Origin of the sequence: Haemophilus sputorum HK 2154, assembly GCF_000287615.1 — a bacterium.
GTDB classification, from domain to species: domain Bacteria; phylum Pseudomonadota; class Gammaproteobacteria; order Enterobacterales; family Pasteurellaceae; genus Haemophilus_A; species Haemophilus_A sputorum.
Window position 1 is genome coordinate 248,457 of record NZ_ALJP01000009.1, and the last position, 11,513, is coordinate 259,969.

12 protein-coding genes are annotated in these 11,513 nt (G+C 39.6%); 3 read left to right on the plus strand and 9 right to left on the minus strand.

Translation table 11 applies throughout. From position 1 onward, the window contains the following. The first annotated feature begins 25 nt into the window (after nt 1-25). Nucleotides 26-1,330 (plus strand): bifunctional tetrahydrofolate synthase/dihydrofolate synthase, encoded by a 1,305-nt coding sequence (folC, locus tag HMPREF1128_RS03645; RefSeq protein WP_007524741.1) that lies wholly within the window; start codon nt 26-28, stop codon nt 1,328-1,330. A gap of 43 nt (nt 1,331-1,373) precedes the next feature. Here the strand turns inward: folC and HMPREF1128_RS03650 are convergent, their stop codons facing one another. From HMPREF1128_RS03650 to moaC, 4 genes are read right to left on the minus strand one after another with little or no spacing between them, the layout of a single operon-like run. Further along, nucleotides 1,374-2,144, minus strand: a complete 771-nt coding sequence (locus HMPREF1128_RS03650; RefSeq protein WP_007525003.1) for a Nif3-like dinuclear metal center hexameric protein — start codon at nt 2,142-2,144, stop codon at nt 1,374-1,376. Next, the gene (gene moaE / locus HMPREF1128_RS03655) at nt 2,134-2,604 is read right to left on the minus strand and encodes a molybdopterin synthase catalytic subunit MoaE (RefSeq protein ID WP_007524719.1); all 471 of its coding nucleotides are present in this window, start codon (nt 2,602-2,604) and stop codon (nt 2,134-2,136) included. The genes HMPREF1128_RS03650 and moaE overlap by 11 nt, the downstream gene beginning before the upstream one ends. After that, nucleotides 2,605-2,853, minus strand: coding sequence for a molybdopterin synthase sulfur carrier subunit (gene moaD / locus HMPREF1128_RS03660; protein ID WP_007524630.1), 249 nt, complete (start codon nt 2,851-2,853; stop codon nt 2,605-2,607). 6 nt (nt 2,854-2,859) lie between these two features. Beyond that, on the minus strand, nt 2,860-3,348 hold the full coding sequence (gene moaC / locus HMPREF1128_RS03665; protein WP_007524127.1) for a cyclic pyranopterin monophosphate synthase MoaC: 489 nt from the start codon (nt 3,346-3,348) through the stop codon (nt 2,860-2,862). Between the two features lie 154 nt (nt 3,349-3,502). Between moaC and HMPREF1128_RS03670 the strand changes: the two genes are divergently transcribed. Beyond that, the gene (locus tag HMPREF1128_RS03670; protein WP_007525285.1) at nt 3,503-5,830 is read left to right on the plus strand and encodes a DNA internalization-related competence protein ComEC/Rec2; all 2,328 of its coding nucleotides are present in this window, start codon (nt 3,503-3,505) and stop codon (nt 5,828-5,830) included. Here the strand turns inward: HMPREF1128_RS03670 and queA are convergent, their stop codons facing one another. From queA to HMPREF1128_RS03685, 3 genes are read right to left on the minus strand one after another with little or no spacing between them, the layout of a single operon-like run. Next, nucleotides 5,831-6,925 carry a tRNA preQ1(34) S-adenosylmethionine ribosyltransferase-isomerase QueA gene (queA, locus tag HMPREF1128_RS03675; RefSeq protein WP_007525365.1) on the minus strand — a complete coding sequence of 365 codons (1,095 nt, stop codon included), beginning with the start codon at nt 6,923-6,925 and terminating at the stop codon, nt 5,831-5,833. A 22-nt stretch (nt 6,926-6,947) separates the two neighbouring features. Then, on the minus strand, nt 6,948-8,000 hold the full coding sequence (locus tag HMPREF1128_RS03680) for an AI-2E family transporter (protein WP_007525351.1): 1,053 nt from the start codon (nt 7,998-8,000) through the stop codon (nt 6,948-6,950). After that, nucleotides 8,000-8,755 carry a class I SAM-dependent methyltransferase gene (locus HMPREF1128_RS03685; RefSeq protein ID WP_007525471.1) on the minus strand — a complete coding sequence of 252 codons (756 nt, stop codon included), beginning with the start codon at nt 8,753-8,755 and terminating at the stop codon, nt 8,000-8,002. The genes HMPREF1128_RS03680 and HMPREF1128_RS03685 overlap by 1 nt, the downstream gene beginning before the upstream one ends. A gap of 165 nt (nt 8,756-8,920) precedes the next feature. Between HMPREF1128_RS03685 and HMPREF1128_RS03690 the strand changes: the two genes are divergently transcribed. Then, a complete protein-coding gene (locus HMPREF1128_RS03690) occupies nt 8,921-9,112 on the plus strand; it encodes an alternative ribosome-rescue factor A (RefSeq protein WP_007524586.1) in 192 nt (63 codons plus the stop codon). A gap of 13 nt (nt 9,113-9,125) precedes the next feature. Here the strand turns inward: HMPREF1128_RS03690 and HMPREF1128_RS03695 are convergent, their stop codons facing one another. After that, the gene (locus HMPREF1128_RS03695) at nt 9,126-10,937 is read right to left on the minus strand and encodes a GNAT family N-acetyltransferase (protein ID WP_007525264.1); all 1,812 of its coding nucleotides are present in this window, start codon (nt 10,935-10,937) and stop codon (nt 9,126-9,128) included. Then, entirely contained in the window at nt 10,937-11,425 is a 489-nt protein-coding gene (gene ybeY / locus HMPREF1128_RS03700; protein WP_007525125.1) for an rRNA maturation RNase YbeY, read from the minus strand. Before ybeY ends, HMPREF1128_RS03695 begins: the two co-directional genes overlap by 1 nt. Between the last annotated feature and the right edge of the window lie 88 nt (nt 11,426-11,513).

The following is an 11,513-nucleotide window of genomic DNA, read 5'->3' on the forward strand; positions in this document are numbered from 1 at the left end:
GGATTTTTCTATTTTAGGATATATTATGAACACCAAAATTCCTCCGAAAGAAACGGATAGCTTAGCCTGTTGGTTAAATTACCTTGAACATGCGCATTCAAAGCCTATTGATATGGGGTTAGAGCGTGTACGTTCAGTAGCCGAGCAACTCGATTTACTACAACCCGCGCCTTATGTCATTACTGTGGCTGGTACAAATGGCAAAGGTTCGACTTGTCGTTTATTAGAAGTCGCGCTGATGAAAGCGGGCTTACGCGTTGGCGTTTATTCCTCTCCACATTTAATTCGTTATAACGAACGTGTACGCATTCAAGGTGAATTACTCCCAGATGAATGGCATGTTAAAACCTTTGCGATGATTCAAAAAGAGAAGCAGGTTTCGTTAAGTTATTTTGAATTTAGTACACTTTCCGCATTAGCGCTATTTAAACAAGCCAAATTAGATGTTGTGATTCTAGAGGTCGGTCTTGGTGGACGTTTAGATGCAACCAATATTGTTGATCCAAATTTTGCAGTCATTACTTCGATTGATATAGACCATGTTGCTTTCCTAGGCGATAACCGAGAAGTGATTGGGCGTGAAAAAGCAGGCATTTTTAGACCTAATATTCCTGTTGTAATTGGTGAACCAGACTGCCCACAAAGTATTCGTGATTACGCTATTAAGTTGCAATGTCACGCTTTTTATCGTGGAGAAGATTGGCAAATCATTGAAAAAAATGACCGCTTGCAATGGCAATCTAATACGCTTTGTTTCGACAATTTGCCTCAGCCGCTAATTCCTGTACCCAATGTCGGGACAGCGCTGGCTGTTTTAACGCAGTTGCCATTTTCAATAAGTGAACAAATGATAATGGAAGCGATTGCAGAAGCCCAAATGCCAGGGCGTTTTCAGACATTAACCGCAAATGATTTTGCCCATTTTCAAGGGCAGCAACCTAAATCACGAGTCATTATTGATGTTGGTCATAACCCGCATGCAGCGCGCTATTTAGCATCACGTTTGCAAGCGGTTAAAAAAGGAAAGATTTTTGCAATTTTCAGCGCACTGGAGGATAAAGATCTTTCGGGTATCGTCGAACCATTAGATCAATTGATTGATAGTTGGTATTGCGTGGGGCTTAATTGCTGGCGTGGACAAGAAGCTCAAATGGTTGAAAGCAAACTACTTGCCGTCTTACCGCAGGCTAAAACTTCTACATATAAATACATTGGCGATGCTGCAGTCAAATTATTTAGCGAAGCGAAAGCCGAAGATATTATTTTAGTCTTTGGCTCATTTCATACCGTTGCAGATTTTATGCTGTGGCTTGAAAATAGCGGGAAATAAGAAAAAGGGCAGTTCATAGTGAATTGCCCTTTAACGTTATGTTTTATGCAGGATTATCAATATCAATAAATTCAACAGATAAACCATATTCTTTTGCCAACCATTCGCCTAAGGCTTTAATGCCATCACGTTCTGTTGCGTGGTGACCACAAGCGAAATAGTAAATCCCTTGTTCACGGGCTGAATGGGTGGTTTGTTCAGAAATTTCTCCGGAAATAAATGCATCAATGCCTTTAGCAGCGGCTAAATCAATATATCCTTGTCCACCGCCTGTGCAAATACCAACGGTTTTAATCATTTTTTGTGGATAATCTGCAACAAATTCATCGCAAACAATAGGTTTACGTTGCAGAATTTGTTCAAGTCGTTGTGCTAATTCTTGCGCTGAAACTGGTGTTTCTAAAGTACCCCAAACAGGAATAGAATTGGGTTTATCTTCTAATCCAGCAAGCTCAACAATGCCTAATTGCTGAGCTAAACGTGCATTATTGCCCAATTCGGGATGAATATCTAAAGGTAAGTGATAGCCGTACAAATTAATATCGTTAACTAATAATTGCTTGATTCGTTTCCCTTTCATGCCGCGAATACATGGATTCTCACTTTTCCAGAAATAGCCATGATGCACTAAAATTGCATCCGCTTGTTTTTCAATCGCTTTTTCAATTAATGGCAGTGTAGCTGTTACCCCTGTAACAATCTTTTTCACAGTTTGGCGACCTTCAACCTGTAAACCATTAGGCGCATAATCGGTAATTGCTTTACTATTTAATTTTTGGTCGATAATTTGTTCTAGTTCAAGGTTATTTAGCATCGTCTAACTTCCATTTATCCGCCGCTTGTTGATCGCTTTCTCTACCTTCAATCCAGCGTTCGCCGTCTTGCGTAGTTTCTCGCTTCCAAAATGGCGCACGCGTTTTTAGATAGTCCATAATGAATTCATTTGCATGATAGGCATCGCCTCGGTGAGCAGAACTAACGCCAACTAATACGATTTCATCGCCTGTGTGTAATTGACCAATACGATGAATCACGGCAACACGTTGCAAATCCCAACGTTGACGAGCTTGTGCAACAATTTCTTGCAAGGCTTTTTCCGTCATTGCAGGATAATGTTCTAAATAAAGGCCAGAGACATTATCGCCTAAATTCATTTCGCGCACTTTACCAACAAATAATGTTGTTGCACCCACGCTATGTTCAGCGCTTAACCATTGATAAATTGCATTTTGGTCAAAATTATCTTCTTGAACTTGAATGAATGTTTGTTGCATTTAACCTCCAGTAACAGGTGGAAAGAAAGCGACTTCATCACCATCTTGAATAGCACTCTCTAAACTCGCAATAGTTTGGTTAATCGCAACTAATAATTTCCCTTTTTCTAACGCTAATTGCCATTTTGGCCCTTGTTGGCTTAAATGTTCGCGCAGCGCTTCTGCCGTATCAAATGTTTCTTCAACACGCAGGCTATCCACACCAACTAATTCTCGCGTTTGTGCAAAAAATAAAACTTGAATACTCATAAACTATTATTCCTTTGTTGATGGAGCAACGAAATCGCCAGACTTACCACCACTTTTGCTTAATAGGCGAACTTGTTCAATCACCATGTCTTTCTGTACCGCTTTACACATATCATAAATGGTTAATGCGGCAACACTTGCTGCGGTTAACGCTTCCATTTCTACGCCTGTTTTTCCACTTAATTTGCAAAGCGATTCAATCCGAACCTGATTGCTTTCAACCAAAGCTTCTAATTTTACTTCAACTTTTGAAAGCAGAAGCGGGTGGCAAAGCGGAATCAACTCCCAAGTGCGTTTAGCGGCTTGAATGCCAGCGATACGTGCAGTTGCAAAAACATCACCTTTATGATGGTTGCCAGATAAAATCATTTGTAAAGTTTCAGCACGCATTGAAACAAATGCTTCTGCGCGAGCTTCACGTACGGTTTCCTGTTTGCCAGAAACATCCACCATATTCGCTTCGCCTTGCGTGTTAATGTGAGTAAATTCGGTCATCGTTTTTTCCTTCTAATTATTGGGTTATTTTACCTTAACAAGCGGTCATTTTTCTGAAGTTTTTTGCAAAAGAGAGAAATTTTGCGATCTTGCTCGAAAAATCCAATAAAAACAGCGGTATTTTTTTTCCTATTCGATATGCTTGCCATTATTTATGTTCTATTTGGCGATGATACGACAAGACCACGCATTTATCTTATTTCCTTTGCTTTGTTTGCCTATTTTATGGCTGCCATTAGCTGGTTTTCTTTATCTTATCATCGCTTATAGTACGCTTTTGCTATGGGCAATCTCAGCCAGATATAAATTATTAGCATGGGTGCTTTTCTTGGTGTTACTCAGTTATGCAAGGGTAGCACATTTTGCAAATGAGCTGGAAAATCAGACCGCTTTAGTGCAAACCAGAACGGTTAAAATTGTACAATTACAGAAACTTACCGATTATCAAGCTGCGATTGGGCAGTTAGAAAACGGGGAGCGTATTTACTTAAATTGGCAAAACCAAACACCGTTAAAGCTGGAACAACATTACCAAGTTCAAACCACTTTTAGACCAATTAGTGCACGGTTAAATGAAGGCAACTTTGATCGCCAGCGTTGGTATGCAGCAAATCATATTCAAGCTACCGCAACCATTAAACAAGCAATATGGTTAGAAAATCAGGAAACCTCCTCTTGGCGAACAAAGTGGCTTTATCGCGTGGTTGATCAAACAGACACTTTTCCTACCCAAGGACTATTATTGGCGTTAGCTTTTGGAGAGCGAGCCTGGTTGAATCATGAATATTGGCAAATTTTCCAACAAACGGGTACAGCGCATTTAATTGCTATTTCAGGCTTGCATATTGCATTAGCAATGGCCGTTGGATTCTGGCTAGCAAAATTGGGGCAATGGGGAATGTTATATGCTCATCACCGCTATGCGATAAGGACTTTTTATAAAATAGGGCAGTCTTACCTTTTTCCTCGCGTAATCGGATTATCCTTTGCCTTAGGATATAGTTATTTAGCGGGTTTTTCTATTCCCACATTACGTGCAATCGGGGCAATTTTATTGATATTAGTTTGTCAATTTGCTCGCCGACATTATACCCCAACACAATTATGGTGGCGTATCGTCTCATTGCTAGTGCTACTTGACCCATTAACATTATTATCGGATAGTTTTTGGCTCTCTATTTCGGCTGTTGCAAGTTTAATTATTTGGTATCGCTATTTTCCACTTTCCAACTGGATAACTACTCAACATTTTCCAAAAATTGTACGAGGCATACTTTCGTTAATCCATTTACAACTTGGTATTTTACTTATTTTTGCGCCAGTGCAATTTTTCTTTTTTCAGGGGACTTCTACCTGGAATTTTCTTGCCAATATTCTTATTGTTCCGCTCTATAGCTTTGCATTAGTCCCCATGATTTTATTAACGTTAATGACGGATAATTTCTTTTCAACTTGGCAATGGGCAGATTGGCTAGCGCAAAGCAGTCTTACGTTAATTTCACCATTATCTGAAAGCTGGATTCCGTTAAGTTACCAAACCCAATGGGAATTATTGAGCTTAGATTTAGCTATTTTACTTGGGCTTTATGCTTGGAAAAATAGGCAAAAAATTTATTGGTTAAGCCTAGGAATCATCGTTCCACTTTTTTATGGTTGGGGTTATATGGTTTTTATGGTTTTTATGCGTGCATCATTACCTAGTTGGATAACCTTTGATGTTGGGCAAGGTCTGGCACAAGCCTTGATTTATGAAACAAGCGGTCAAAAAAAGGCGATTTTTTACGACACAGGCATAAGTTGGGGCGAAGGTGCTAGCTCGAATAATATGGCAAAACTAGAAATTCTGCCTTATCTTCAACGCGAAGGCATTACAGTAGAAGCTATTTTTCTGAGTCATGATGATAATGATCATGCAGGCGGGGTAGAAACCTTATTACAGCATTATCCCCATGCACGGTTAATTTCAAGCAGCCAGAAACGCTATGCTGGTTATCAACCAGAATCTTGTGTTGCAGGTAAATCCTGGCAGTTTGGTCATTTTCAACTGCAAGCTATCTATCCTGTTCAAACAGTGTTAGTGGCTAAAAATCAAGATTCTTGTGTTTTGCTAGTCCGCATAGGGCATTTTCGTTGGTTATTGACAGGAGATAGCGGTGCTATACAAGAACGTGAATGGTCGGAAAATGTTGGGCAAGTAGATTTTCTACAAGTGCCCCATCATGGCAGTAAAACCAGCAGTAGTGAAACTTTATTGCAACAAACCAAGCCAAGGGTAGCTATTATTTCTAGTGGGCGGTGGAACCCTTGGAAAATGCCAAACAAACAAGTGATTGAACGATTAAATTTACATGGAGTTCAAACACTAAATACTGCAGAAGTTGGCATGGTTAAGATTGAATTCGCTCAGGCACAAGCAAAGCTTACAACAGCAAGACATAAAAATAGCCCTTGGTATCAGGGCTATTTCGAGTTTTCTAATTAATTAAGCGTTGGGCGGTAAATCTTGCGTTGCATTTTCATTTTTGGTGATAAACATCGCATCACCATAACTGAAGAATCGATATTGATTTGCCACAGCATGTTGATAAGCCTGCATGGTATGTCGATAACCAGCAAAGGCAGAAACTAGCATAATTAGTGTGGATTCTGGCAAATGGAAATTGGTCACTAAAGCATCCACGACTTTAAAAGTTTTTCCCGGGTAGAGAAAGATTTGTGTATCAGAAAAGAATGGCGCAATCAATTTTCCTGTTTGTTCTGCTGCTTGAGCTGCACTTTCGATAGAGCGCACAGAAGTTGTCCCTACGGCAATGACTCGTTTACCAGCTGCTTTAGTTGCAAGGATTTTTTCCACCACTTCTTCACTAACCTCAGCATATTCTGCATGCATTTGATGATCGAGGATATTTTCTACCCTAACAGGTTGAAATGTTCCCGCACCAACGTGCAAAGTTACAAACGCAGTTTGAACACCTTTCTCACTAAGCTTTTCTAACATCGCATTATCAAAGTGTAAGCCAGCTGTTGGAGCAGCCACTGCGCCTAACACTTTGCTATAAACAGTTTGGTAGCGCTCTTGGTCTGCATCTTCATCAGGGCGGTCAATATAAGGTGGTAGAGGCATATGACCAGCTTGTTGCAATAAATCAAACAAGGGTTGTGCTGCACTAAATTGCAACTCAAAAAGCGCACCATGGCGGGCTGTCATGATGGCGTGAAACCCATTTCCTTCACCTAATTTATCTTCGCCCAAAATAATTTCAGCGCCTTCTTTAGGCGCTTTTGAAGCACGAATATGCGCTAAGCAACGATGTTCATCTAATACTCGCTCAACCAGTACTTCTAATTTACCACCACTAGATTTACGACCGTAAAGACGAGCGGGAATAACACGGGTATTATTAAAAATTAACAAATCACCCGCTTGAATATCTTCTAGCAAATCAGGGAAGTGTTGATCGGTCAATGCGCCCGTATTGCCATCTAATTTTAAAAGGCGGCTCGCGGTACGTTCTGGCATGGGGTAACGCGCGATAAGATTATCAGGGAGATCAAAATGAAAATCCGAAACAAGCATTTTATTATCCTTATTATTTTAATTATTCAACAGAAGAGATAGCATTAACAACCGCCTTAACTAAGGTGGCTAATGGAATTGCAAAAAACACACCCCAAAATCCCCACAAGCCGCCAAAAATTAGCACCGCAACAATAATGGTTAGTGGATGTAAATTGACGGCTTCAGAGAACAGAAACGGTACAACAATATTTCCATCTAACAGTTGGCTAATCACGAAAGCGAGTAGTACGTAGTAAAAATCAGGCGATAAACCAAATTGAAATAATGCAATTAATGCAATCGGAATGGTAACTAATACCGCACCGATATATGGAACTAATACCGAAAGCCCTGCAGCAACCGAAAGTAGTAATGGGTAACGTAAATCGAAGAAAATCAGAATAATGTAGGTCACCACACCAACAATCAAAATCTCTAACAATTTTCCGCGGATATAATTATTGATTTGTTGTTGCATTTCCATCCAAACACGCGTAGTTAAACGGCGGTTTTTAGGCATTAAATTTAAAAATGAACGAACAAATAAAGGTTTGTCTTTTAATAAGAAAAAGACCATTAACGGCACTAAAAATGCATAAATGCCTAAACCGACTAAGCTCACCAGTGAGTTAAGAGAGAAGGTTAATAATGATTCGCCATAACCTAGAATTTTTGCCCGTAATGAGGTCATTAGGCTATCTAGCATCGCGTAATCTACCAACTCAGGATAATGCTCGGGCAAGGCTTGTAGCCACGTATTAAGCAAGTTAAACATGTTGGGTAAATCGCGCACAAAACCGACAGTCTGATTCCATAAATTCGGTAATAACACCGTAATAAATAGGGCAAGTAAAGAGAGTGTACTACCAAGTACAATCACAATGCTTAATGTGCGAGGGAGCTTAAATTTTTGCGTCAATACACGAATAGGCGTATCTAACAGATAAGCAAAGACGATGGCCACTAAAAGTGGCATAATGAGATCGCTAAAGAAATAGATAATCCCAAAACCACAGAGCAGAATACCCAATAATGCGGCACTATGCGGATTACCTAATTTCTTTTTATACCAAGTTTGGAATAGTTCAAACATTATTTTTGGCTACAAATAGCAATAAAACCAAGTTTTTTATCAGGGTCGTTAAATGTATTAAACATTTTTTTGAAGGTATCACGATTCTCAGGTTTTAATGCATTGCTGATAATTTTCATCGCACCCAATACGCCTTCATCGTAAATTAACCCTTTCGGCGAAAGTAAACTCATCTCACCGCTAAATGTTTCCACATTTCTAAAACCGCAACGAAGGAACGTTTCTTTCCAGTCAGGTTTGGAAAGTGGGGTTACTGTAATGTTGATTGCTGAACGCAAATCTGCAATCACTTTTTCGACATCATCAGTGTTCAGCATTACATCATGGGTTAATAAGAAACCGTTCGGTTTAAGTACACGGAAGTATTCCCGAATCGCTTTTTCTTTTGCTTCAATTGGCAACATAGTCAACATGGCTTCATTGATAACAATGTCGAAAGTGTTATCTTCAAATGGCAATTTAGTCGCATTTGCGCGTTGCACTTTAACTAAGTTTTCTACGCCATTTTCTTTAATATTATGACGTGCTTTTTCTAATGCTTCTTCGTCTAAATCCACACCCGTAATTTCACAACCATATTGCTTAGCAATTTGGATAGCAGTGGTACACATATTACAAGCGACTTCAAGTACTTTTTTATTTGCATTAAAATCAGCATTCGCAATAAGCCAATCTGTGGCTAATTTACCGCCTGGGCGCAAACGAGTTTTACCAAGACGTGCTAAGAAATTATGTCCGACTTCTTCTTTTTTCATATTATCCTCTGTGTTTGCAAAATGCGAATAAAACTTATCCGCTTGAAGTGAAATTTCGGTAAATTATACACAACTTTACCCCTAACTTATATACAGGAAAAGTAAATTTTGGCAGAATGCACACGCAATTTTTTGCAATTAAATCTAATTTAATAAGGATAAATGATGAGTAAAAATCAATATGCCCACCAACGTGGCGAAATTCAAGAAAGTGCGATAAAAGCTTTAGTTACAGACCCGTTATTTAAAACCCGCGTGATGCGAAATCGTAAAGGGAAAGGCAGTTACCAACGTAAAGCAAAACATGCTAATCGTTATCAAGGCGAAAGCCCATTTAAAATAGTCAAAGTATTTTAAATGGGCTTTTTCTTTACTGACATTTTGCTGCTAACACATCTCTAACCGCCAGGCGAAACTGTGCCAATGTTTGCTTTTGGGGCGTAGCTAACGTAAGACTATTTTGTTCTAGATTATCTCGTAAGATGGCAAGTTCTTCAGGATATTGAGTATAAAGCCGTTTCAGTGATGCAAAACAAGCCGAGAAACTCCGTTGAGCAAATGCAAAACCATGCAAATTTTGTTGGTCTGATTCATCTAAAGCATAATCAGCCACTTTATTAGGGAAAAGCGCTTCGCAATAAGGTAAAACTGGGGCATCACGCTGAAATTTTGCTACTGCTTGTGCAACAAATTGCTTTCCTGCCTCAGAAATAGGGTAGAGCATCATAGCACTTTGATAACCACTGCTTGCTTCTCGGTTAGGCGTAATTTGTACTAATACGAAACCACACTGTTGCCAAAATTTCAGCAGGAAATCGGACATACCGAAACTGACCGAAATAAAATCAAGCGGTTGAATTTGTTTGAAGATTTGCAAAATAAAGTCAGAAACTAACCGCTTGCCAATGCCTTGTTGTTGCTTTTTTGGCTGAACGGCAATCCGAGAAATTCGTATTGAATGCAAGGTGCAAGCTGACTTTAAATTCCCTTGCGCACAAAGATATTGCGCCACTAAATTCCCCGCTGGGCGACGCGTTCCAGACCATACTTGCTCTGTTAACGCATCTGACAATCCGCCTTCATTGAGCGCCCAAATTGCACCAATTACTTGCCCATTTTCTTGATAAGAAAAACATTGCTGATTTTCTCCATCAAATAACCGGCGTAAGTCTGTTGGCGTCGTTTTGTAATGCGCATTCGCAAATAATTGATAGTATTGTGCAAGCGGTTCTATGTGTTCGCTTTCATCTAACAATAGTAGCTCGTTAATAAACTGCTCAAGCGGGTCATTTTCTTCCCAGCGAAGTTGTGTAGTTAAATGCCATTCTTGATAAGTGCGGGAACATTGTGATTTAAATCTTAAACTGAACCCTCGCCCTGTACCTTCATAATTGTGGGTGGTTGTGGTTAGCACAACTTTATGAAAATAACGGCAAAGCGTTTGCAACATAGGTAAAGGCAAACTCGCGGCTTCATCAATAAATAACCAATGATTTGGAGAAATACATTTTTGCGTTATTTTCGCAATCAACTGATCGGGCGCCATAAATTGCAAAGAATCATGTGAAGCCATATCCGTTAATTGAGCTAAAAATTGGGGAAGTGCAGCGCGACTTTTAGCGGTGATAATTACTGAGTGATATTCAGCAAGGGTTTTTGCAAGTTGCCCTGCAAGAGTGGATTTACCTCTCCCACGATCGGCTAAAATTAAATGAATATCAGCGAGGTGCTTAGGTAGCTGTTCGAAAATTTGCTGCTGTTCTGGCGTAAATTCGCAAAATATTTGCATTTTTTGCCCGCTTGCAGGGAGCAAAAAATCTTTTTTTCGTGGCATTGTCACGCTAAATTGATATTTTTGAATCAATTTTTGAAAATAGCGATAGAAATTCGGTGTAGTAATCAGCTTCCCATCATTCCAGCGTAGAGAATCGCTATCAGGAATTTGGGATAATTGTGCAAAATCAGGACAAACAAGGAAAAGCGTTCCACCATTCATAATGGTGCCAGCAATAATGGCTAAAGCTTCTAAATGCAAGCAAACCCCATCAGGACTACGCATATCATAAAGTGCCTGAAAATGCTGCGTGCCGAGATACTGCTTGGCTTTTGCAAAATTTGTTTGATTTAAAATAATGCCGTCAAAATCTGACGGCATCGCTAATAACACAACGAGCTTTCGCATTAGTCGAGTTCTTTTTCGCTCAAATAAGGATCTTCAAAGCCTAATTTCTGCATAATTTGCGTTTCTAGACCTTCCATCTCTTCTGCTTCGACCTCTTCAATATGATCATAGCCAAGCAAGTGTAACGTGCCATGCACAGCTAAATGCGCCCAGTGGGATGCTAAAGAAATTTGTTGTTCTTTTGCTTCACGTTCCATCACTTGACGACAGATAACTAAATCACCTAATAAGGGAAGTTCAATACCTTCTGGCACTTCGAAAGGGAATGAGAGGACGTTTGTTGGGTAATCTTTTCCGCGATATTCTCGATTAAGTGTTTGGCTTTCTTCTTCATCCACAATACGGATGGTCATTTCTGTTTCAGGAAAATCTTCAGTTTGGGCTTCAAAGGCGAGGGCAGTTTCTACCCAGTGAGTAAATTGTTCCAGTGTTGGCAAGCCTTCGCTATTTTCACTGGCAATTTGTAAATCAATAATTGGTGTTGTCATAGTTCATCAATATAAAGAAAGTATTTTTGGTATTCTACCGCAACAAGCGGTCAAATTTCTTTAATTTTTTGCAAAAAAACGCCCAGTG

Excerpts from the sequence above, each read along its gene's own strand:
- folC (WP_007524741.1), top strand. The coding sequence starts at position 26 with ATGAACACCAAAATTCCTCCGAAAGAAACGGATAGCTTAGCCTGTTGG.
- HMPREF1128_RS03650 (WP_007525003.1), bottom strand. The coding sequence starts at position 2,144 with ATGCTAAATAACCTTGAACTAGAACAAATTATCGACCAAAAATTAAAT.
- moaE (WP_007524719.1), bottom strand. The coding sequence starts at position 2,604 with ATGCAACAAACATTCATTCAAGTTCAAGAAGATAATTTTGACCAAAAT.
- moaD (WP_007524630.1), bottom strand. The coding sequence starts at position 2,853 with ATGAGTATTCAAGTTTTATTTTTTGCACAAACGCGAGAATTAGTTGGT.
- moaC (WP_007524127.1), bottom strand. The coding sequence starts at position 3,348 with ATGACCGAATTTACTCACATTAACACGCAAGGCGAAGCGAATATGGTG.
- HMPREF1128_RS03670 (WP_007525285.1), top strand. The coding sequence starts at position 3,503 with ATGTTCTATTTGGCGATGATACGACAAGACCACGCATTTATCTTATTT.
- queA (WP_007525365.1), bottom strand. The coding sequence starts at position 6,925 with ATGCTTGTTTCGGATTTTCATTTTGATCTCCCTGATAATCTTATCGCG.
- HMPREF1128_RS03680 (WP_007525351.1), bottom strand. The coding sequence starts at position 8,000 with ATGTTTGAACTATTCCAAACTTGGTATAAAAAGAAATTAGGTAATCCG.
- HMPREF1128_RS03685 (WP_007525471.1), bottom strand. The coding sequence starts at position 8,755 with ATGAAAAAAGAAGAAGTCGGACATAATTTCTTAGCACGTCTTGGTAAA.
- HMPREF1128_RS03690 (WP_007524586.1), top strand. The coding sequence starts at position 8,921 with ATGAGTAAAAATCAATATGCCCACCAACGTGGCGAAATTCAAGAAAGT.
- HMPREF1128_RS03695 (WP_007525264.1), bottom strand. The coding sequence starts at position 10,937 with ATGCGAAAGCTCGTTGTGTTATTAGCGATGCCGTCAGATTTTGACGGC.
- ybeY (WP_007525125.1), bottom strand. The coding sequence starts at position 11,425 with ATGACAACACCAATTATTGATTTACAAATTGCCAGTGAAAATAGCGAA.